Source organism: Mucilaginibacter sp. A3364 (genome assembly GCF_059690715.1).
The window spans coordinates 131803-153916 of sequence record NZ_JCAWED010000002.1; the positions used below are offsets into that span (position 1 = coordinate 131803).

17 protein-coding genes, 1 pseudogene and 2 riboswitches are annotated in these 22114 nt (G+C 43.9%); of the genes and pseudogenes, 8 read left to right on the forward strand and 10 right to left on the reverse strand.

The window, feature by feature from the left end; all coding sequences use genetic code 11:
• Positions 1–12: 12 nt before the first annotated feature.
• The 10 genes and pseudogenes from AC59JT_RS13230 to AC59JT_RS13275 all read right to left on the reverse strand — a co-directional run.
• Entirely contained in the window at positions 13–2784 is a 2772-nt protein-coding gene (locus AC59JT_RS13230) for a TonB-dependent receptor (RefSeq protein ID WP_497399639.1), read from the reverse strand.
• 90 nt (positions 2785–2874) lie between these two features.
• On the reverse strand, positions 2875–3840 hold the full coding sequence (locus tag AC59JT_RS13235) for a cytochrome-c peroxidase (RefSeq protein ID WP_497399641.1): 966 nt from the start codon (positions 3838–3840) through the stop codon (positions 2875–2877).
• An 88-nt stretch (positions 3841–3928) separates the two neighbouring features.
• A complete protein-coding gene (locus AC59JT_RS13240) occupies positions 3929–4579 on the reverse strand; it encodes a YceI family protein (protein ID WP_497399643.1) in 651 nt (216 codons plus the stop codon).
• Positions 4580–4679: 100 nt separating this feature from the next.
• Positions 4680–5984 carry a peroxiredoxin family protein gene (locus AC59JT_RS13245; protein WP_497399645.1) on the reverse strand — a complete coding sequence of 435 codons (1305 nt, stop codon included), beginning with the start codon at positions 5982–5984 and terminating at the stop codon, positions 4680–4682.
• A gap of 27 nt (positions 5985–6011) precedes the next feature.
• On the reverse strand, positions 6012–7331 hold the full coding sequence (locus AC59JT_RS13250) for a peroxiredoxin family protein (protein ID WP_497399647.1): 1320 nt from the start codon (positions 7329–7331) through the stop codon (positions 6012–6014).
• Positions 7332–7580: 249 nt separating this feature from the next.
• Positions 7581–7696, reverse strand: a riboswitch (SAM riboswitch).
• Positions 7697–8135: 439 nt separating this feature from the next.
• Positions 8136–8582 (reverse strand): protein-disulfide reductase DsbD domain-containing protein, encoded by a 447-nt coding sequence (locus tag AC59JT_RS13255; RefSeq protein WP_497399649.1) that lies wholly within the window; start codon positions 8580–8582, stop codon positions 8136–8138.
• Positions 8583–8600: 18 nt separating this feature from the next.
• A complete protein-coding gene (locus AC59JT_RS13260) occupies positions 8601–9740 on the reverse strand; it encodes a cysteine desulfurase family protein (RefSeq protein WP_497399651.1) in 1140 nt (379 codons plus the stop codon).
• An 85-nt stretch (positions 9741–9825) separates the two neighbouring features.
• Positions 9826–9943, reverse strand: a riboswitch (SAM riboswitch).
• A gap of 191 nt (positions 9944–10134) precedes the next feature.
• Positions 10135–10338, reverse strand: a complete 204-nt coding sequence (locus AC59JT_RS13265; protein WP_497399653.1) for a tyrosine-type recombinase/integrase — start codon at positions 10336–10338, stop codon at positions 10135–10137.
• A 20-nt stretch (positions 10339–10358) separates the two neighbouring features.
• Entirely contained in the window at positions 10359–10748 is a 390-nt protein-coding gene (locus tag AC59JT_RS13270; RefSeq protein ID WP_497399655.1) for a tyrosine-type recombinase/integrase, read from the reverse strand.
• Positions 10745–11002: pseudogene (locus AC59JT_RS13275) on the reverse strand (phage integrase SAM-like domain-containing protein); the annotation flags it as partial. The gene AC59JT_RS13270 and the pseudogene AC59JT_RS13275, both read right to left, overlap by 4 nt.
• Positions 11003–11228: 226 nt before the next feature.
• Between AC59JT_RS13275 and AC59JT_RS13280 the strand changes: the two are divergent.
• The 8 genes from AC59JT_RS13280 (at position 11229) to AC59JT_RS13315 (ending at position 22069) form a co-directional block, all read left to right on the forward strand.
• Positions 11229–11822 carry an RNA polymerase sigma-70 factor gene (locus AC59JT_RS13280; RefSeq protein WP_497399657.1) on the forward strand — a complete coding sequence of 198 codons (594 nt, stop codon included), beginning with the start codon at positions 11229–11231 and terminating at the stop codon, positions 11820–11822.
• 110 nt (positions 11823–11932) lie between these two features.
• The gene (locus AC59JT_RS13285; protein WP_497399659.1) at positions 11933–13072 is read left to right on the forward strand and encodes a FecR family protein; all 1140 of its coding nucleotides are present in this window, start codon (positions 11933–11935) and stop codon (positions 13070–13072) included.
• Positions 13073–13301: 229 nt separating this feature from the next.
• Positions 13302–16841 (forward strand): SusC/RagA family TonB-linked outer membrane protein, encoded by a 3540-nt coding sequence (locus AC59JT_RS13290; protein WP_497399661.1) that lies wholly within the window; start codon positions 13302–13304, stop codon positions 16839–16841.
• 11 nt (positions 16842–16852) lie between these two features.
• A complete protein-coding gene (locus AC59JT_RS13295; RefSeq protein ID WP_497399663.1) occupies positions 16853–18223 on the forward strand; it encodes a RagB/SusD family nutrient uptake outer membrane protein in 1371 nt (456 codons plus the stop codon).
• A gap of 72 nt (positions 18224–18295) precedes the next feature.
• Positions 18296–19186, forward strand: coding sequence for a BT_3987 domain-containing protein (locus AC59JT_RS13300; RefSeq protein WP_497399665.1), 891 nt, complete (start codon positions 18296–18298; stop codon positions 19184–19186).
• Positions 19187–19212: 26 nt separating this feature from the next.
• Positions 19213–20337 (forward strand): DUF4369 domain-containing protein, encoded by a 1125-nt coding sequence (locus AC59JT_RS13305; protein WP_497399667.1) that lies wholly within the window; start codon positions 19213–19215, stop codon positions 20335–20337.
• Between the two features lie 34 nt (positions 20338–20371).
• The gene (locus AC59JT_RS13310) at positions 20372–21493 is read left to right on the forward strand and encodes a redoxin domain-containing protein (protein ID WP_497399669.1); all 1122 of its coding nucleotides are present in this window, start codon (positions 20372–20374) and stop codon (positions 21491–21493) included.
• A gap of 114 nt (positions 21494–21607) precedes the next feature.
• Positions 21608–22069, forward strand: coding sequence for an Lrp/AsnC family transcriptional regulator (locus tag AC59JT_RS13315; RefSeq protein WP_497399671.1), 462 nt, complete (start codon positions 21608–21610; stop codon positions 22067–22069).
• Positions 22070–22114: the final 45 nt, after the last annotated feature.

The following is a 22114-nucleotide window of genomic DNA, read 5'->3' on the forward strand; positions in this document are numbered from 1 at the left end:
GTTTTTAAATAATTAGAATTTAGCCGACAACCTTACAAATGGCTGCGCACCGGTATTGGTACCGGCCTGCGCACCCGCCGGGCCCGGGTTACGGGTAACGTTGCTGCCCGGTGCCGGTATGTTGTAATCGCCTTGCACGTTGAACAGGTTATTTGCACCTACCGTGGCTGATAGGTTTTTGTTCACTTTATAACCTATAGCAATATCAGTTATCCAGATAGGGCTGAAGGTTTGGTAGTAATAATCGGGCTTAGGGAAGTTGGCGTTAAGCTGAGAAACCGATACCACCGAACCAAAGTAAACCGAACGCAACAGGAAGTTAAACTTGTTTATAGCATAGGTTCCCTGCAATGTAATTTTGCGTGATGGGATGTTATTGGTGACACGCGCTTTTTCCGACTCATCAAAAATGATGTTTTTGTAGGCCTCCAGGCCTTTTGGCGTGTTTACGTTAGTAAGCTTGGTCTCTAAAAAGTTAGCGCCTACCAATAAGGCCGCTTTGCCGCCGTTAGGGAAAGTGTATTTATAGCTACCTGTTAGCTCGGCACCACGAGTGCTGGTGCTGAATGAATTGTAAAAGAACTTGGCTTGTACTGTACCTGTTGCCACAAACAGCGCGCGCACATCGGCAGGCAGGTTGGTGTCGCTGGCGGAGAAACGACCTGTGTTTCCTACCCTGTCGCGGATGTCAATTTTATAAGCATCAACTGTCAGCTCAAAATTGGGAATGGGTTGCGATGTTAAGCCCAGTGTGTAGCCTTTTGAGCGCTCGGGCGTTAAGCTTGGGATGCCCAGGGCCTTGGTGGCCGGGTTTACGTTGTTGGCCGTTACCTGGTCAATAGCTACACCGTTTTGGAAAGTGGTTGATGTTTCGGTATAGTAAAACTGTGCCAGATCAGGCGCACGGAAACCGGTGTTGATCGATCCGCGAATGCTTAACTGATCGAAAAATTTGTAGCGGGTGGCAGCTTTATAAGTGAATACGCTTCCAAAATCAGAGTAATTCTCCACCCTAACAGCACCCGACACTAACCAGGCGTTGGTAGCGTTGATCTCCACATCAGCATACCCGGCGGAAATAGAGCGATTAACATTCACCTCGTTACTCGGCCTGAAACCGGCGTGTACTTGTGAGCCCGGCGATAAACCGTTTAACGGCGTCAATCCACCCGAAGTAACATATTGTATACCACCCGAAGTGGTATCAACGCCATAGATCTGGCGGAGATCTGCCTTAGCATATGATGCCTCTTCGCCCGCGGTGATCTGGTAGGTTTCTACGCGATACTGTCCGCCGAAGGCAACGTTAATACCTTTTAATGCTTTCTCAAAATAACGACTGAAATCAACACTCCCGGTATTTTGGCTGGCACTGTAGCTACCCGCGTCAAACTTACGTGGTGTGCGTAAACCATAGCTGGCATTTAACGAATTACTGATGACGTTACCGAAGCTATTGATGCCATAAACATTGGATATATCTACATTCCAGCCACGCACTTTAGCCTTTAAGCCGATGGCTAATGACCTGTCGGAAATAATATTATCCATTGCTGGCAGGAAACCGTCGGGATAAATGAACGTATTGTTACGCTCTGTCCAACCTGGCAAACGGTACACGGCGGTAAACTGCGAGTTACGGTGACTGATACCACCAAACGAATACAGTTCCACATCCTCCTTTAAAGGCACCGCGGCGTTAAAAGACAGTAAACCGTCAATGGCTTTATTAGTGCTGCCGCGCTGATCGAAATAATGACGATCAATGCCCCGCGAAGCGATGATGGCGTCGTCAATTTCTTTGGTGTAGATCTGGTCGAAACCACGGGTATTGGCACCGCCACCGTAGGCAGGGCCTATATATAAACCCGATTCGCTATTACCGACAGGCAATGAAACCGCCTGCGTACCGAACTCGCCGGTAACGTTTAAAAAGCCTCCTTTATCGCCCAACTTAACACCGTAGTTGCTGCTGGTGCGGGTGGTTATACCATCGCCACGACGGCGTGCGCTGGCAGTTGAGTTTAACGTAAGCTGATCGGTAGTTTTCTTTAAAACGATGTTGATCACCCCGGCAATAGCGTCCGATCCGTATTGGGCGGCTGCACCATCGCGTAATATTTCAATACGCTCTATAGAGCCAGTCGGAATAGCGTTCAGGTCATAGCCTGTAGCGCCGTTACCTAAACCGCCCCAGCTAATGTTTGAACTTTTATGGCGACGTTTACCATTCACCAAAACCAATAGCTGATCAACCCCTAAACCACGCAATTGCGCTGTTGAAGTAGCCGAAGCGGCATCGCCACCGCCCGATACTGATGAGTGGAAAGATGGCGATACATATTGCAGTAATTGGGTTACGGTTACCTGCGGGGTAGTTTCCTGCAGGGCTTTGATATCGATAATATCAACCGGGTTAGCCGAGTTGAGTTTGGTACGGTTAGCGTTACGCGAACCGATGATCTGCACATCGCCCAGTTGCGCGCCTTTTGGCTTAAGGGCCACCGTAAACTTACGGATGCCGTCAATAAAAATTTCCTGTGTTTCTGATCCTATCAGCGAAAATACCAGGTAGCGGCCGCCGGTTACATTCAGCTCAAAGCTACCGTCGGTATTGGTAACGGTGCCTTGTGTGGTACCTTTTACGGTTACAGATACGCCGGGCAGAGGCTGGTTATCGTCTGCCGATGTTACTACGCCCGTTAAGCGCCGGGCCTGCTGGGCTAGCACCTGCTGCCCGTATAGGAGGCTTAAAAATAATATGAAAAGTATCGTTCGTTTCATGATTGTTGTGGTTAAAGTTTAAACAATAGGGTATTGCGTGCAGCCTTTTTGGGGCCACATGAGTATGTTGTTTGCTGTTTGGGGGAGATTTTAGTTTTTGCTTATATTTTTGGCGAAGCGATCATCTGTCAACGCTTTTAAAAACTCAACCACATCGTCAATTTCCTGCGAGCTAAGGTTAAGCGGCTTGTCAAGCGACAGATCACGGTTAATATTATCTTTTACCACGGCCGATGGGTTGTTGTAGTACTCTACCACGCTGCGCAGGGTTTTAAATTGCCCATTGTGCATATATGGCGCGGTAACAGCTACGTTGCGCAGGCCGGGTATTTTAAATTCGCCCAGCACGGTGCTGTCTTTGGTGATAGCAAACCTGCCGGCATCATTTAAATTTTTGCCATTATATAAGCCAATGCTTTTAAAGCGGTCGGCAGTAAAGTCCTCGCCCGAGTGGCAGTTGTTACAGTTACCTTTACCAATAAATATACTGCGACCACGCACGGCGGCGGGCGTTAAAGCATTATCATCGCCGTTGATATACCTGTCATAAGGCGAGTTACTGGTTTCCAGCGTCCGTTCAAAAGCCGCAATGGCTTTCAACAAATTATCTTTATTCGGCGCTGCTTTAAATATTTTTTTAAAAGCGTCTGCATAAAATTGGTTTTTGTTTAGTCGTTCAACCGCCTCGGTAATGGGTAGTCCCATCTCGTCGGGCGATGTAATTGGCCCAAGGGCCTGTTCCTCTAACGAGGCTGCGCGGCCATCCCAAAAAAAGTGGGTACGGCCCGATAAATTGGTTAATCCCGGCGAGTTGCGCGCGGTGCGCTTCCCACCAATACCAAGGCTAAAAGTAGCGGTATCGGCAAAAGCATATTCGGGGTTGTGGCATGATGAGCAATTGATGGTTTGGTCTTTTGAAAGAATGTTATCGAAAAACAGCTTGCGCCCCAATTCTTCTTTAGTTTGTACTTCGTCCGCGCCGCTCATAAAACCCAGCAGCGTTGTTGAAGCCAATCCTAAACCTACAATCACCAATGTTAAATTTCTCTTTTTCATGCTAAAGTGTAAACAATAACCGCCCCGCCCACCCTCATAGGCAGGGTCGGTTACTCACTATTTATCAACCTAAAATGAATTCGTTGTTTTATTGCGCGTTGGCAACCAGCGCTACATTAATATCAAAATCGTCATAGATCACTTTATCGCCCAGGTTCTCAAAAAAGTTTTTCGAGCGGAATTTGATGTCGTACTTGGTACGGTCTATCGTGATCTTCGCGTTAGCGGTTAACTTTTTACCAGCCACAGCAACCGTAGCCGGGAAGCTTACCGGGTTGGTAATACCTTTAATGGTTAAGTTGCCCTTCACATCATAAGTATTGCCCGTAGCTTTGGTTGCGCTGGTTAGCACAAACGTTGCTTTAGGGTGCGCTTCCACGCTGAAGAAATCGGCGCTTTTTAAGTGGCCAACCAGTTTGGCGTTACCTTCGGCATCGGCAATATCCGTATCGGTAATGGTGCGGGTATCAATGTTAAAGGTGGCGGCTTTCAGGTTGTTATCCTCTAAAGTGAAGCTGCCATCGCTTATGGCTACGTTGCCTGCATGCTCGCCGGTAGCTTTTTTGGCAAGCCAGGTTAGTTTGCTGGCTTTGGTGTCGGCCGTAAAAACAACCGGCTTAGCAGGTTTTGTTGCAATTGTAGTTAATGATCTCTTTACTGATTTTTTTGGCGGAACGGTGCCTGATATTGCGCTTAATGATGCAATTGCCACTGCGGCCAGGCTTAATGTTAATTTCATTTTTTTATGTTTTTGTTTAGTGGATGTAAAACCCGGCGCGGGAGGACCTATGAACCCGCACCAGGTTGGCTATTGATCAGTTAATAGTTTAGTTTTTATGTTATCGTCCGGTTACTTGCTCACTTGCGTTAGCTGATGCAGTGGCGGGTGCTTCCTCTGCCAACAGCTGATCTAACAGGGTATTGAATTTCTTTTCGTAATCTTTATAATACTTGCCCGTTACGGTGCCGGTGTAGCCGGTGTATATTTCGCGCACTTCGCCCTTACGGTCGATGATGATGGTAGTTGGGAAAGCAACGAACTTATTCAACGCGGGCAGTTTTTGCGATACCAGTTTTTTATCGGCCAGACCACCAAACAGGATATCGTATTTGATATTGTATTTATCGCGCAGCTTGCCTAAAGTGTATTGGGCATATTGCAGGCTATCCTTTTGCTCAAAACCAATGGCAATGGCCTCCACACCTCGTTTCTGGTTTTTGTTAAACCATGGCGAAAGAAACACGGTTTGATCTGTACAGTTAGGGCACCAGGTACCTACTATCTCCACAATGACTACTTTACCTTTGTATTTGTCATCGCTTAACGAAACCGGTTTGCCGGTAAGATCAGGGAAGGTAAAATCCAGCTTTTTGTAGCCTTCTTTCAGGAAGGTGAGTTTGTAGGGATCAGGCAGTTCGGCTTTTTCATCTTTCACCGCATCAAACCTGGTATTGTCATAAATACCCGCGCCAATCTCGCCGCTTAAAGTACCATCGGCGTTTATTTTGCCGCGATAAATTTTAGGGCTGGGGCCGCTAAAGCCTGATAGCTCAAACTGGTCGCCTTGTACGGTGCCTTCCAGCTCGCGGCTGTCGCCGGTTACCTGTAAAATAACGCCGGTTAGCTTGTTGCCTGTTTGTTTTAAAATGGCAACCTTGTTTGGTACTTGCTCCTTCGAGTACACTTTCAGTTCCCATTTACCGGTAAGGTTGGCTGTTGGCGCCACATCTTTACCCGGCTCCACAAAGCGGTAGCTTTTGCCATGCTCGGCCACAAATGGCAGTGAGTTGCCACGGAAGTCAGGTACCAGGCTGCGGTACTCGCCGTTTATGGTGTTGTCATCGTTTATTTTGGCTACGATGGCAGCATCATAAGTATTCATTTTGATGAATACCGAATCCTTACCTATTCTTTGCACATGGAAATCGTCCCGGCGAGTTCCGTTTAGCAGGGTGAATACGGCATGCTCAATATCTTTCCCCTTGTATTCAAAGTTGAAAGGTACTTTTGATTCGGCCACGGTAAACACACCGCGCCAAACACCTTCTTTAATGTTTTTTGCGGCAGGCTCTTTATCGCCTGCGAAAGCCGCGCCGGTAAACAACACACCGGCCAATAGCGCTTTTAAGTTTTTAGTTTTCATATGGATCGTTTTTTAGGTAGTGATAAATTATTTGCCTTGTACCGGGTTAGCGTCGGCTACCTGCGCGGTGTTGGTTGGTACCGGTTCGGCCAGCAACTCGTCTAATAGTTTGTTAAATTTCTTTTCGTATTCTTCGTGGTATTTGCCGGTTACGGTGCCGGTGTAGCCGGTGTATATCTCGCGCACTTCGCCTTTACGATCGATGATGATGGTAGTTGGGAAAGCGATGAATTTATTCAACGCAGGTAATTTTTGCGATACCAGTTTTTTATCAGCCAAACCACCAAATGCTATGTCATATTTAATGTTGTATTTATCGCGCAGCTTACCTAAAGTGTACTGGGCATAAGCCAGGCTATCTTTTTGCTCAAAGCCAAGAGCAATAGCTTCAACACCACGTTTTTGGTTTTTGTTAAACCAAGGCGACAGAAACACGGTTTGATCCGTGCAATTAGGGCACCAGGTACCAATGATCTCAATGATCACTACTTTACCTTTGTATTTATCATTACTTAATGATACCTGCTCTTTACCATTAATGTTAGGGAAAGAGAAATCCAGCTTTTTAAAGCCTTCTTTCAGGAAGGTAATTTTGTACGGATCGGGTAGTTCAATATCTTCTTTCTTAGCGGCATCAAACTTTAGGTTTTTGTAGATACCGAAACCTTGCTCGCCGCTTAGCGTACCATCTGCGTTTACTTTACCTTTTACAATAAAAGGGCTAGGGCCGGTAAAACCGCTCAGCGCGAACTCGCCACCTTGTATAGTGCCTTCCAGCTCGCGGGTATCGCCCACTACGGTCATGATCACACCGGTTAGTTTGTTGCCATTTTGTTTGATGAGGGCGATAGATGCAGGGACAGCTTCTTTACTGTAGGTTTTAATTTCCCATTTGCCGTTAAGGTTGGCGGTAGGCTCTACGTCTTTACCAGGCTCAACAAAACGGTATGTTTTGCCATGCTCGGCAGTAAAAGGTAACGAGTTACCACGGAAACCCGGTACCAGGCTGCGGTATTCGCCGCTAATGGTATTGTCATCATTGATTTTGGCTACCAGGGCGGCATCGTAAGTGTTCATTTTAACATATACCGAATCTTTACCCAGGCGCTGCACGTGAAAATCATCACGACGGCTGCCGTTTATTAAGGTAAATACAGCATGCTCCGGATCTTTCCCCTTAAATTCAAAATTGAAAGGTACTTGCGATTCGGCTACATTGAATACGCCGCGCCATACACCCTCTTTAATAAATTTAGCAGATGGTTTATCGCCGGCCAGGGCAGCACCACTAAATAAAACGCCCACACTAAGGCATTTTGCTTTTGATAGATAGTTTGAAAATTTCATTGTTTGTACAGATTAATGTTGTTAATACTATTTTCTACTTGCTTAATTAATTTTTAAGAAAGTGTAACAGAAATTTGAGGCATAACGGTTCCTGCAGCATCAATTACACATTGATACTTAAAGCTTACAGTAAATTTAAATCGAGCTTATTGTGCGGAAACTACATGCACATACAACAACATCGTGGTGGGGCGACGGCCGGTTGTTTGCTTAAATTTTGGTTCTTCAAATTTTTCATAACACTTAGTTAATTTATTATCCGGTGATAAATTTCCTTCCGGATAAAGTAGAGCACTTATTTCGCGGTGGAACGAAAAGTTGCTAAAAGATCATCGAGACTTCCTCTCCCTTTTTCTGAATAAATCAACTAATTAATGGTGGGGTTAATTAGATGGTGTAAAGGTATCAATTAAAATTTACAATCCAAATAAAAATCTATAGATTTTGTAGTATTTATTTAAACAATTGTTTTTCGCTGTTTTCAAGCGGGTATTTTACGAATTAACGTCCTGGTCGCCGCGGCAGAAGTTTAACTAAATGAAGTTCCACCATTGCATAAAGCCTTGCCCCTGCACAACGCCAGGACGTTAATCTTTATGAATATATTTTTTTGATTAGCTGATAGACTGCAGCTTAACGGCAACAACAGTTTTGTATAACAACCTTAGGGTTGGTTGCTACGTGGTGGCAAATGGTACTAATGGGTGCGTAAATGTTTTTCATTTGTTTATTATTCTGTTGTAAATAATAAATCAATTGGTGGAGGATCGACTTAGTATCTTTAATATTAGCGTTGTTGTTCTCTTATTTCAATTCTATCAAAAAGTTAACCTCTTCGGGCGGTAAACACTCCTTGTTGCTGCAAACCATATAGCTTAACGTGCCTTTTACAATGGGGTCACTGTTTACCAATTTTATTTTTTGTTGAAACACTACGGTGTTTTCAAAGTAAGTTACATTCATATCAAATGCCCGCTCAAATTTCTTTTTGGGCTGCGGCTCGGTAGTTTTGCTCACCAGCGCGTAATCGTTAGATTTGGCAAAGGCGAAACTGGTTTTTACCGGCCCACCATCGGCCACGTGCTGCGAGTAAATGTGCCAGCCTTTATCAATGCTGGCTTTTAAATATACCACAGCTTCGGTAGCGTTTATTTTTTTGGCAGCATAGGCCCATTTAACCGGGGTCTGTATCTGCGCTTTAGCGCAAACGCTTGCCAGTAAAATGCAGGCGCTTATTATATATATTTTCATTGTAGGTGATGTATGTTATTATGCAGCTATGGCTTCATATATAGCCGATAGCTTTTCAACCGTATGGTCGATCTCTTCGGCCGTATTGTATTTGCTGAACGAGAACCGGATGTTATTGCGAGAGGTATCAACCCCCAAAGCCCTCAACACATGCGATGCCAAACCCGCCGAGCAGGCACTACCGCCCGATACCGAAATATCGTTCTGATCCAAATACTCCAACAAGTTAATACCTGTATTGCTTACCGGCAAGCTGGCGTTTAATACCGTGTACAGGCTGTCGCTTGCAATGGCCGAGTTTCCGTTAAACCGCACATCGCCTATTTGCTCGCGCAGTTTGGCTATCATCCTCTCCTTCAATCCTTGTATGTAAACACGGTGGCTGTCAATATCAGCGTAAGCTATCTCTAAAGCTTTGGCCAGGCCAACAATGCCGTGTATGTTTTCTGTACCTGCACGTAGCTTGCGTTCCTGCCCGCCGCCGTGCAATAGTTGTGTTAGCTGTATGCCATTACGGCAATATAAAAAGCCAACACCTTTCGGCCCGTGAAATTTATGTGCCGATGCCGCTATAAAATGCGCTTTCAGTTTAGCCAGGTCGTGCCTGTAGTGCCCCACGGTCTGTACCGTGTCCGAGTGAAATAATGCGCCCCTGCTATTACAGACCTCGCCTATCAGCTCGATATTGTTCAGGTTACCTATCTCGTTATTGGCATGCATTACCGATACCAGCGAACGCCCTTTATAATAACGCAACAAATCATCCATGTGGTTAATATCCAGGTTGCCGCGCTCATCGGTTTTGATAAAGCTTAGTTTTATCTCGCCTTTGTTTTGCAGGGCCTCCAAGGTATGCAGTACCGCATGATGCTCAAACGGCGTGGTAATAACATGTTTTAGCCCATGCGAACGTACGCTTGTCAATATCGCCGTATTATCAGCCTCGGTACCGCCACAGGTGAATATGATCTCAGACGGTGAGGCATTCAACAAGCCGGCTATAATAGCGCGAGCCTCTTCCACCGCTTGTTTAGCCCGGCGCCCATGCCCGTGTAATGACGACGGGTTGCCATAATGCTCCAGCAAATATGGGGTTATGGTTTTAAATACCTCGGCATCTAATTGGGTGGTTGCTGCGTTGTCTAAATAAATTCTCATTGCTGTAAATACTTTATTTTAATAAATAATGCTTTAGCAACTTATCCTACAGCACACCGCCATCACGGCGTTAAATGCATTGTCGTTTTTATCTTTCCCCGTTTTTTAGGCGGAGCAGGAATTTGCACCTTTTACCCGCTAAAAAACCGGTACAGGTTGCAAAGACTTCGTTGGGCCTTTCCCTCTGTCTTTCTGGATAAGTTATTAAAGAACATGTTTGATGATGCAAACATAATATTAATTTCTATAATGTCTATAGTTTTTATAGATTATTTTTAAATATCATTAATCATGCTACAAATGTCTATCAGCCCAAGCAAAATGTTTTATTATGCTTATAATTTCAAACGGTTTCTTGCTGGATGAGATGATTCTTTAATTTATACTGAAACGATCAAAAATCTAACACCGCATCAATAGCATCGTCAGCCTTTTTAAATGAAAAATTTGATTGATATTTCATTGTTGTCAAAACACTTTCATGCCTATAGATTTTTTGCAGCACTTTAGGATGTATTTCTTTTTCTTCGGCCCGTTGCGCAAATGAATGCCTGGCTTTATGTTGAGAAGCATTTTTGGTGCTGCCGATCCATTCCATGATTTTAACCATGGCATCGTTTAGTCGCTTAACAGTATAAGCAATCTTTTTCTCACCTCCATGCGGTCATCTAAAGAAGCAATTTCCCATAGAAAAGGAAATACCAAATCATGTATGTTTTTAGGGTGTTTTTTACCTTTTTTATATTGTTCAATGATTTTCATGGCCTTATCTGGTATTTTTACGGAGCCGCTTTGCCTATTCTTTGACATCTGATAATATAGACGACCGCTTTGAAAATCAGTCCATTTCAATAACAAACAATCGGTCACACGCATTCCTGCAAAGTAAAATTCAGTAAGCCAAATATTACGGGCATGATTATATATCTCACTGCGCATGGACAAGTCAAGCTCTTCAAGTTTTTTAATCTCCGACTCGTCTAAGCCCATTTTTGCAGCCCCCGTCAATTTGATAGAGACTTTCCCTTTGGCTCCAAATGGGTAATCTTCTTTTCTCGCAAGGTTATCGATATGGCCCGATTATATATTGTCCGAATAGTTATTAAGTGATTGGCGATAGTTCGACTACTTAATGGCTTTATCGGAGTGTTTTCATTGTACCTGAACTTTTTTGCTTGTTTTAAAAACACCAAGAAGCGTTGCATGAACTCAACATTTATCTCCTCAAAAGTTATATTATCGTTTTGAGCAAAGGCATAAAATCTTTTTAAATGGCCTTCTTATACTATTAATGATACCTACTCAAGCCCAGGCCGTTATAAATCCCGTTTTTTTATCGTTTCCTGCTATTATTCCAAATCATAAATGGAAAATATTCGTTAAATCGCTATTTTTTCGAATATTTTCTGACTTTGATGGATATATAGCATATACATGCATAACGATTGTTTATTTAACATTAATTTATCGTTATATTGCGTAAGCATTATGATAGGATACAGCGAGCTTACCGACTTTGAGTTGGCGGATCTGTTAAGAACCGGAGACGATACCGTGTTTAGATTTCTCTATCAGAAATACTGGGATAAACTTTTGGTTGTTGCCGGCAAGCGTCTTAATGATATGGAAGAGGCCGAAGAAACAGTACAGGACATCTTCCTGAATTTGTGGAAACGAAAAAACACCTTTCAACTAAAAACAGGTTTTGAAAACTATTTCGCCGTCGCTGTTAAGTTCGAGATCATCAATCGCCTGGCAAAACGGGCCCGAGAAAGCCAGCGCAATAGGGAATTTGCAAAAACAATCCCTGAGCACGAGGCACAATCGTTCGGCCGGTTTGACCTTGAAGTATTACAAAAACAACTGGAACATACCATTAATACATTGCCAGCCAAATGCCAGTTGATATTCCGCATGAGCCGCGACGAGCGTTACACTAATAAAAAAATAGCGGTTGAGTTAGAAATTTCTGAAAAAGCGGTTGAAAAACACATTACTCACGCTTTAAAAACTCTAAAATTGCGATTCGGAACTTTTTTTACGCTTGCAATTTCACTGTCTACGCTATTTATTCAGAAATAGCGGAACAATTTCGATCAGTTTTCGCCTTTTTTAAATAAACTCTAAATTATTTACAAAAAATAGTAGGGTTACCCGATTTTTATTTGGCTATGTATAAAAAAACATAGTACATGAACGACGCGAACCCACCTGAGCGCATAAATTTACTGGCCCAAAAGTGGCAAAACGGAACAATTACCGATGAAGAAAAACGAGAGTTTGAAAATTGGTATGCCAATTTTGACAACAACCTTGAAGTATACACCGAACACTCGAAAGAGGAAACCGAAAACAGGTTATATAAAGCGATAGCTACAAAAGGGCGCATAGGCGTAAAGCCGGCTACTAAATTACGCCGATTTGCCGTAGCTGCATCTATTTTGCTTTGCCTGGGCATAGGTGGCTATTATTACACGGCCGAAAACACTAACCTGATTGCCCAAACCCCTACTATAGTTAATGACGTTACCCCGGGTGGTAACAAAGCTGTTTTAACTTTAGGTAACGGGCAGCAAATTGTATTAACCAACGCCAAAAACGGCCAGCTGGCGGTGCAGGGAAACATGCAGATAACCAAAACGGCCGAAGGCCATATCGCCTATTATCAATCGGCAAACGGACTTTCGGCGCTTGCGGCTCCTGATTACAATACCATAAGCACACCTGTTAGCGGCGAATATCATTTGAGTTTGGCCGATGGTACCAATGTTTGGCTAAACGCGGCATCATCAATTAAATACCCTACCCATTTTGTTGGCACCGAGCGCAAAGTGGAAATTACAGGCGAAGTTTACTTTGAAGTAGCACATAATGCGGCAATGCCATTCAGAGTTAAAGCAAAAGAACAACTTATTGAAGTGTTGGGCACACATTTTAATGTGAACGCCTACACCGACGAAAATGCCACCCGCACTACGCTGCTTGAAGGATCGGTTAAAGTAAACAGCTTAAACCAATCAACCATTATTAAACCCGAGCAACAGGCCATTACAGCCGCCGGCCAATTAGCTGTTACCAATGCAAATACCGAAGAAACTGTGGCCTGGAAAAACGGATACTTCCGCTTTAACGATGAAAAAATTGAGAGTGTGATGCGCAAAATATCCCGCTGGTACAACATTGATGTTGATTTTAAAGGTGATATGCTTACCGAAGGATTCAACGGAAAAATATCACGCTATAAAAATATTAGCCAGGTGCTAAAAATGCTTGAAAAAACAAAGGCAGCTCATTTTAAAGTAGAAGGGAGGGTAGTGACAGTGATGCAATAACAACACCCACAAAAGCTGCCATAAAAAAAGTCATCCCGGGTGGAGCCGGAATGACCGATGAAATGAGTTTGCTTCAATAATCATTTAAACTATTTAGTAACCGCGCTTGCCTGTATCATCTTGGAAAATGCAAAGGCACAGCGTTTTAAACCCATGTTTACAAATGTATAAATTTTACCCTAAAAAATTTGTTCAGCCCCCTGTTTATATACCCCAAATCCTATTGACTATGAAGCTCACCGCCCTTCTTTTAATAGTTGTTATAATGCAGGTTAGCGCAAAAACCCTGGCTCAAAAAGTAACTTTAAATGAAAGGGATGCGCCCCTCGGCAAAATATTTGACAAAATAAGCTCACAAACCGGTTATGATTTTTTGATCACAACCACCTTACTAAAGGATACCAAACCGGTTAGTTTGAATGTAACAAACGCCAATTTAAACGATGTACTTAAACTGGTTTTTGACGGCCAGCCGCTTGAGTTCTCCATCGAAGATAAATCGGTAGTTATTTATTCAAAACCCAAAAACATCCTTCAAAAAATTGGCGACCTTTTAGCCTTGCCAATTGATGTTAGCGGCCGCGTGGTTGATTCACTTACCGGCGAAGCTTTACCCGGTGCCAACATAAGGGTAAAGGGGCTTCAACAAGGTGTTCGGTCGGATATTGATGGTGTGTTTAAGCTAACCAACGTCGACGAAAATGCTACGCTGATCATCAGCTTCACCGGCTATCAAAACAAAGAAATTAAAGCCTCCCGCAACCTGGGCACTATTCAGCTAAATGTAGCTATTGGCGAATTACAGCAGGTGAAAGTAACCGTAAACACCGGCTATCAACGCATACGCCCTGAACAAAGCACAGGCGCGGTTTCGCAAATAAGTACCAAAGAATATGAATCGAGGGTGAGCACCAATTTCCTGGATGGATTGGTGAACAAATTGCCGGGCCTGATGATCAACAACAACGTTGGTTTTACCAGCACATTGCCCGGCAGCACCGGATCTACTACAAAGCCGCTGTTTAACATTCGTGGTATCTCCACCATGTCTGCCAATCAAAGCCCGCTTATTGTTGTGGATGGTTTCCCTACCGAGCTTACTATTGACATGATAGATCCGAACGAGATCAAAACCGTAACGATATTGAAGGATGCCGCCGCGGCCACGGTATACGGTGTACGCGCATCAAATGGTGTTATAGTTATCGAAAGGAAACAAGCTGTTGCAGGCAAACCCAGGTTTACTTTCAGAACCACTGTTGGCATCACTCCTAAAGAAAACTACAACCGGTACCGTTGGGCTAAGGATGCATCGGCTATTAACGTAAACTATTGGGCCACAACACAGGCCGCCAACGTAAATGAAACATCGTATGGCTTATTGTATACCCCGGCCCAGGGCCGCATAACCCGCTCGCCTGTTTATTACATATTGGCGCAGGCTGCCGCTAAAATGATCACGCCCGATCAGGCCGCAAGTTCATTAGCTGCCATGTCAAACTACAATAACCTTAGTGAGTACAGCAGTTTGTTTTTACGCAACGCGGTAACACGCTCATATAATTTAAACGTATCGGGCGGTAACGAAAATGCGCTGTATTATATCACGGGCAACTACACCGGCAGAGATCAGTCGCAGATCATGAATGATGATAACCGTTTTTCGCTTGCAGGCCGTTCTACCTTAAAATTGTCTAAGAAACTATCGCTCGAGCTTACTACCGAATACCAGGAGCTACGTAACAACAGCGTACCTATACCGGGCGTAACATCGGCAGCACCTTATGAGCGTTACCAGGATGTCAACGGCAATGCCGCACCTATTTTGTCGCAAAGTGTAGCCATGCCTTACAACGGCTTTTTAATGTCGCAAAACTTCCTGGATAACATGTATTATCCGTTAAGAGACATGAACGAAGTAACCGACAAAACCCGCAGCGTCAATAACCGTACTACGGCTAACTTTAAATACCTGCTTGGTGCCGGTTTTGATCTGTCGTTCGGCGGCATCTACGAAACCTCGCGTTTAGAGAGCAAGCATTTAGCCAGCCAGCAATCTACCGAAGTAAGGCAAGCCATTAATGCTTACACTATACGCAACGCGGACGGTTCGCTGAAATTGGGTATTCCGTATGGTTCGTTTTTACGCCAGCAAAGCGCCAGCACTACCAGCTATACCGGGCGCGCTCAGTTAAACTACAATAAAGTTATAGGGCCACACTCGTTTAACGCCATACTGGGCGGCGAGATACGCAACCTGGTAAACAAAAGTTATTTAACATCGGCCTGGGGATACAATGATGAGACCCTTACACTGCAAGGTGTTGATTTTGGTTCGATAAACGCAGGCGCGGCAACTATAAGGGGCACCTATGTTACAACGCCATCTTACACCGGCGCCATCGATAATTTCTTTAATCAGCAATACACCGAAGACCGCTTTTTATCAGGCTATTCAAATATCGTATACGCGTTTAAAAACAAGTACTCGCTTACCGGTAGTATTCGTATAGATCAATCAAACCTGTTTGGCACCAACCCAAAATACAAATACAAGCCACTATGGTCAATTGGCGCGGCATGGAATATTCACCGCGAAGAGTTCTTGAAAAATGTGGCCTGGATCAATCAACTTAAACTACGCGCGGCTTATGGCTTTAACGGTAACGTAGCCAAATTATCGCTGCCCGAAGTGATTGCACAAGCTACTACAAACCCTTACACCGTACCAACAAGCCAGGCACTTAAGTTACTTTCATACGCCAACAGCAGCCTGCGCTGGGAGCAAACGAAAAACTTTAACGTAGGTATTGACTACGACATTTTTAAAAACATTACCGGAACGATAGATTACTATCAGAAAAACAGCACCGACCTGTTGGGTAACGTTTTGATAGACCCAACACTTGGCGTAAGCCCTACTTTGATAAACCAGGCGAACATTCGCAACCAGGGTTTAGAGCTTAGCTTACATGCCGACTGGATAACCCGTGATAATTTTAACTGGAACACCGGGTTTGTGATTGCCCGCAATACCAGCAAGGTTTTAGAGGTGTATCGTAAAGGCGATTTCAACCCGCAAACGCTTAACGCGCTTGGCTATGTTAAAAACTTCCCGGTGGGTGCCATGTTTGGGTATGATTATGCCGGGCTTGACAATGCAGGCTTTGCTTTAGTTAGAGATCCTGCCGGCAACCTTATCCCAACCACTAACAATGCCTTAGGTTCGCCAACCACGGCGCTTATGGCTAGCGAAACATCGGGCCTTACGCACTATTTAGGCTCATCCATCCCTACTATAAATGCCGGCTTAAGCAACCGGGTAGATTTTGGTAATTTTTATGCTTACTGCATGATCAACTATTATGGTGGGTTTAAAGTACGCAAGCCAAGGCCTAATCCATCAGTCGCAAGAGCATTCGAAGGTGCAGGTAACTACTGGAAAGCCCCGGGCGATGAACTAACTACAGATGTAATGAGTCTGCCTGCATTTTTAACCAGCGCCAATTCAAATAACGTTTATAATTATTCGGAGCAGGCTGTGGTAAACGGCGATTACTTTACCCTGGCCGACCTTACCTTTTCATACAGTTTAGACAAGGTGAAGTTTATTAAAAACGCGGGCTTCCGCAATTTCGAGATCAAGGTTCAGGGCTCTAACCTATATACCATCGGCTTAAACAAGTACAACTTTAGCATGGAAACCGGCAGTTACCAAAAATCATACGTAACGCCAACCTATACCCTTGCCATTTTTACAAATTTTTAATGATCATAAAAATGAAAAAATTGAAATATCTCTCCGTCCCCTTACTGATATGCTGCCTGTTTTTTAGCGGTTGCGATAAGTATCTTGATATAACTCCAAAAGGAAAACGACTGCTTACCACCGTAACTGATTATGATCAGTGGTTAAATGACCAGGCGCTTGTTTTGGGCTTAACTCAGCCAAGTAACGTATTTAATTATTTAGGCGATAATACCGATGTTGTGTCCATTACTACGCCACCGGCCACATCAACAGAACTTCTTTACACCTGGTCGCCCCAATTTTCATTTGATATAGCTACAGCTCCCTTGATCTGGGGTGAACATTATTCAAAGATCAACACCTATAACACGGTGCTTACCGGTATTGACAATGCAACCGGCGGCACAGTAGCGCAAAAAAAAGCACTGAAGGCCGAAGCGCTTTTAGGCCGCAGTTTAGAATATTTTTACCTGCTTAACGAGTATGCTAAGGTTTATGACCCGACTACCGCTAACACAGACCTCGCGGTACCTTTCGTTACCTCAAATGATGTAAGTCAGAAAACTCCGCCGCGCAGCACCGTTGCCAAGATATTCAAGCACATTGTTGATGATGTGAATACCGCTATTCCTGATCTTCCGGTTGACAATAGCTTTAACAGGTTCCGCGGATCAACAGCAAGTGGCTACAGCCTGCTGGCAAGGCTTTACTTTTACGCATTAAATTATCCCGAGGCGCAAAAATATGCCGAATTGACCCTGGCTAACACTAAAGCAGTAATGCTTGACTATAACGGAGCCAACCCGGCAACCAACATGTTAGGCGTACAGGCTGATGTTATATATGGCAGAATGGTTATTGGCGCAGCAGTGGCAACGCTTGATTTTATGCGCACGTTTGCCACCAACGATCTTAGGGTAAAAAAACTATACTACAGCACCGATGGGTATAAATTCACCACCCGTGGCGGTAATCAGTATTATCCGGCGCAGGTTACCCCCGTTTTTACTTACACCAATACCGGCACATCTGTACAGGAAATGAAGCTGATAGCTGCAGAATGTGCCGCACGTGCCAACAATTTAACTACCGCGCTTCAGTACCTTGACGACGTACGTAAGAACAGGTTTGCGACAGCCAGCTATGTAAAGTACGTCTCATCCGTACAGGAAGATGTGTTGCAGGAAGTGCTGATGGAAAGGAACCATGAACTTGGCTTTTGCGGCTTACGCTGGTTTGATATGCGCCGCCTTGACAAAGAGAACCGTATGCCAACAGTAAACCGTTACAATGCTCAAGGTGCTATAGTAGCTACACTGGCACCACATAGCGAAAGATACACGCTACAGATACCTTACCAGGTTATAAGCTTTAACCCGGGTATGCCTCAAAATCCATAACCAAACATATTAAAGCAAATGAAAACACGTAATTTAAATATACTTGCAATTTGTTCATTAATAGTATTGTTAATGGCTTGCACAAAAAACGAAACCAAGATAGCCTTACCTAACGGAACGATATCTTTTGACAGGGCCGCGGACAAGGACACCATAGAAATGCCGCTTTCTATTTTACAGGATGCTGCTTTGGTACTTGAAATGAAGGCCGCCCTAAGCGGCGGTGCCGACGCGAATGATCATAACATCACCTTCGCGGTGGATTCGACTAAAATAAACGAATACAAATTGAAATACGGCGCAGCCACCTTGTTACCCGCACTTAACTACCTTTTTTACAAACCAACAAGCGTGCTTGCTGCCGGTAATACCAAGTCCGAAGCTGCACAGTTAAATATCGGTGCCCAAACCAAACTGACCGAATACAGCACTTATGTATTACCCGTGGTGATCAAATCTGTGGATGGAAGCGTCGAAGGGCCTATAAGCAGTCGGGTTATATATTATGTTTTTAAAACCGGCAAACCATTGTTTGTAAATAAAACCGGGTGGACCATTGCGGGTCAGTCATCTGTAAACGGAACTTTTGTTGCCGCCAATTTGCTCGATGCCAATAACACCACAACCTATTGGGCCAGCAACATCACGCAAACCATGCCACAATGGGTATCTATCAACTTTAATAAGGATGTGACATTCGTATCCGTTGCCTACTGGATGCCAACCGCGTTAAAGTACCCTACGCTGGGTGGTTATCCAACATCAATACTCATAGAAACCAGCATGAATGGCACTACCTGGACAAACAAGGGCACGTATACTGGCAACGTGGTTAACAATATGCAAACTATTGATATTGGCACTACTACCGCCCGGTATATTCGCTTTACCTCGCTTGCTTGTGTTAAATATAACGCGCAGTACGATGCTATTTTCCTGGCCGGCATATCGCTGGTTCCTTAATCAATAAATTTTAAACAGATACAAAAATGAAAAAGATATTATTACTAACACTGCTGTTGCCACTAATGGCAACAGCACAAAAAGCATATACCATAACAGGCAAATTGCCGCAGTTAAAGGTACCCGCCAAAGCTTACCTTACCATGGTTAGAAAAGGCGCGTGGACTGATGTGGACTCAACCGAAATTAAAGACGGTCAATTTCAATTTACCGGCAGCCTAGCCGAACCCGAAACAGTAATAGTTGGCGTGAAGCATATTGGCGTACGCGAGATCAGGAGCAACCGGGATTATACGAGCTTTGTACTGGAGCCTACAAAAATCACTTTAGATGCTACCGACTCAATAAAAAAAGCGGTGGTAACCGGATCAAAATCTAACGTAGATAGTAAACGCCTTGAAGCGTCTATCAGGCCGTTAACCGACAGGATAATTAAACTGAATAATCGCTTCTCAAAAAGCAATCCAAACTCGGCTAACGAAACCGCCGAAGCGCGTAAAATAGCGTCAGATAGCGTTGCCTGGTATGTAGCCGAGATAAAAAATCTACGTAAAAAGTTTGTAGCTGGCCATTATGATACTTATTGGGGATTGTACACATTTACTTATGCTATTTTGGATAGCAAGTTTGATCCGGTTTTGGCAGAGCCTGAATTTCACAAATTTACTGCCGACCTACAGGCTTCGCCGCTTGGAAAGATAGCCGACAACAAAATACAAGTAGCCAAAAGACGCCAGGCCGGCGCCACCGCTACCGATTTTACGCAGAACGATGTAAACGGCAAGCCTTTCAAATTATCATCATTACGAGGCAAATATGTACTGGTTGACTTTTGGGCCAGCTGGTGCATACCATGCCGCGCCGAAAACCCTAACGTGGTGAAAGCTTACACTGCGCTGAAAGATAAAAACTTCGAGATCGTAAGCGTATCGCTGGATATGGGTAAAGAATCATGGCTGGCAGCGATTAAGATGGATGGCATGCCATGGATCCACGTAAGTGACCTTAAATATTGGAAAAACGAAGTAGCTGTAATGTATGGTATCGACTCGGTGCCGCAAAACATCCTGGTTGATCCGCAGGGCATGATCGTAGCCAAAAACCTGCGCGGCGAGAACCTGCTGGAGCAGCTTCAAAAATTTGTTAAATAATATCACCCAAGCACTAATACTAATATCAAAGTTTATGAAAACTATAAAAATATTAAGCCTGCTATTTATCGCGTCTACCGGCGTTTGCATGGCACAGGATAAATTCACTATTTCGGGCACATTGCCCGAAGTCGGCACCGGAAAAAAGGTAATTCTTACCTATATGAACGCTGATGGCAAGAGCACCAAAGACAGCGTAAATGTTGAAGGCGGTAAGTTTACAATTAGCGGCACCACCGCTTTTGGTAACCGCTCGTACCTTGAACTGAAGCCCATTGTAAAGGACCCTGCCAAAAAAACAAGGGCCGATTTTAAAGAATTTTACCTGGAGAAAGGTGCCACTACGGTAATGGGTAAGGACAGCATGTATACCGCCAACATAACCGGCGGTAAAACACATGCTGATTTCATCGAGTACAACGCGCAAATGAATCCCTTGCAAGCGCAGTACCAGCAAATAGTGGCACGTTACTACAAAGCAAAAGCCGCTAAAGATTCTGTTGAACTGAAAGAAATATCTGTAGATGCCAAACCATTGGTTGCCAAAATGGAATCGACACTTGATAATTTTATTGCCAGCCACCCCGACTCATACTACACAGCTGTTTTGGTTTTAACCAACAGAATGGCGGTTATTGATGTAGCCAAATTTGAGCCTGTTTACGCGGGTTTGAGCAAAAGGGTATTGGCCAGCTTTGTAGGCCAAAAAATAACCGAAAAATATAACAAAGCCAAAGAATTTGCTATAGGAAAGGCTATTGATTTTACCCTACCGGATACGCAGGGCAAAACCTTTACCCTTTCATCGCTAAAAGGCAAATATGTTTTGGTTGATTTTTGGGCCAGCTGGTGTGTGCCTTGCCGCGCAGAGAACCCTTTTCTGCTAAAAGCGTATGGGGAACTAAAGGACAAAAACTTTGAAATAGTAGGCGTTTCTTTAGATGATAAAAAAGAGAGCTGGTTGGGCGCGGTTAAAGCCGATAAATTGCCATGGACCCAGGTAAGTGATGTAAAAGGTTTTAAAACCGATGTGGCAGTTCGATTTGGCATTACTGCCATCCCGCAAAACGTGTTGATAGACCCGGAAGGTAAAGTAATTGCAAAAGACCTGAGAGGACCTGACGTTAACCAGCAGATTGCCAAATACATCAAATAAAACTTCCCTGTACCTATCACCCAATAGCTTTAAAATTGCAATGAACCCCACTCTTAACGAGTGGGGTTTTTAAGGCCCTTTTTTTTCTAAAAAATTAATTCCCCATCTATCACCATGCGTGAACTTGATAAAACCGATAAGGAAATACTCAGAACCCTGCAAAACAATGCAGAACTAAGCTATAAGCAAATTGCCTATGAACTTCGCAAATCTGTCGCCACTATTCATGACAGGGTACGGCGATTAAAAGAGGATGGCTATATTAAAAAAACGGTTGCTTTGCTGGATAGGAAGTTAATTGAGAGAAGCCTTATTGCATTTAGTCATGTTTTACTTAACGACCATGCTTTTGAAACATTAGCAGGCTTTGAAAAAGAAGTTTCCAAATTTCCGGAAGTGATGGAATGTTTCCAGGTGAGTGGTACTTTCGACTTTATTTTGCGGGTAGCTACAAGCGATATGGAAGCCTATCATGAGTTTTATCGGCATAAATTATCCCGGCTGCCTAACATCACTACGGTACAGAGCTTCTTTGTTTTATCTGAAACAAAAAGCATTACCGCCTACCCTATGTAATTTCCTTTTAGTTGTAATGCAAAAAGCATCCCGCTTCAGGAGGAT

Bases quoted from the DNA above. Each gene is read 5' to 3' on its own strand.
- AC59JT_RS13230 (WP_497399639.1), bottom strand. From the start codon at position 2,784: ATGAAACGAACGATACTTTTCATATTATTTTTAAGCCTCCTATACGGG.
- AC59JT_RS13235 (WP_497399641.1), bottom strand. From the start codon at position 3,840: ATGAAAAAGAGAAATTTAACATTGGTGATTGTAGGTTTAGGATTGGCT.
- AC59JT_RS13240 (WP_497399643.1), bottom strand. From the start codon at position 4,579: ATGAAATTAACATTAAGCCTGGCCGCAGTGGCAATTGCATCATTAAGC.
- AC59JT_RS13245 (WP_497399645.1), bottom strand. From the start codon at position 5,984: ATGAAAACTAAAAACTTAAAAGCGCTATTGGCCGGTGTGTTGTTTACC.
- AC59JT_RS13250 (WP_497399647.1), bottom strand. From the start codon at position 7,331: ATGAAATTTTCAAACTATCTATCAAAAGCAAAATGCCTTAGTGTGGGC.
- AC59JT_RS13255 (WP_497399649.1), bottom strand. From the start codon at position 8,582: ATGAAAATATATATAATAAGCGCCTGCATTTTACTGGCAAGCGTTTGC.
- AC59JT_RS13260 (WP_497399651.1), bottom strand. From the start codon at position 9,740: ATGAGAATTTATTTAGACAACGCAGCAACCACCCAATTAGATGCCGAG.
- AC59JT_RS13265 (WP_497399653.1), bottom strand. From the start codon at position 10,338: ATGGAATGGATCGGCAGCACCAAAAATGCTTCTCAACATAAAGCCAGG.
- AC59JT_RS13280 (WP_497399657.1), top strand. From the start codon at position 11,229: ATGATAGGATACAGCGAGCTTACCGACTTTGAGTTGGCGGATCTGTTA.
- AC59JT_RS13285 (WP_497399659.1), top strand. From the start codon at position 11,933: ATGAACGACGCGAACCCACCTGAGCGCATAAATTTACTGGCCCAAAAG.
- AC59JT_RS13290 (WP_497399661.1), top strand. From the start codon at position 13,302: ATGAAGCTCACCGCCCTTCTTTTAATAGTTGTTATAATGCAGGTTAGC.
- AC59JT_RS13295 (WP_497399663.1), top strand. From the start codon at position 16,853: ATGAAAAAATTGAAATATCTCTCCGTCCCCTTACTGATATGCTGCCTG.
- AC59JT_RS13300 (WP_497399665.1), top strand. From the start codon at position 18,296: ATGGCTTGCACAAAAAACGAAACCAAGATAGCCTTACCTAACGGAACG.
- AC59JT_RS13305 (WP_497399667.1), top strand. From the start codon at position 19,213: ATGAAAAAGATATTATTACTAACACTGCTGTTGCCACTAATGGCAACA.
- AC59JT_RS13310 (WP_497399669.1), top strand. From the start codon at position 20,372: ATGAAAACTATAAAAATATTAAGCCTGCTATTTATCGCGTCTACCGGC.
- AC59JT_RS13315 (WP_497399671.1), top strand. From the start codon at position 21,608: ATGCGTGAACTTGATAAAACCGATAAGGAAATACTCAGAACCCTGCAA.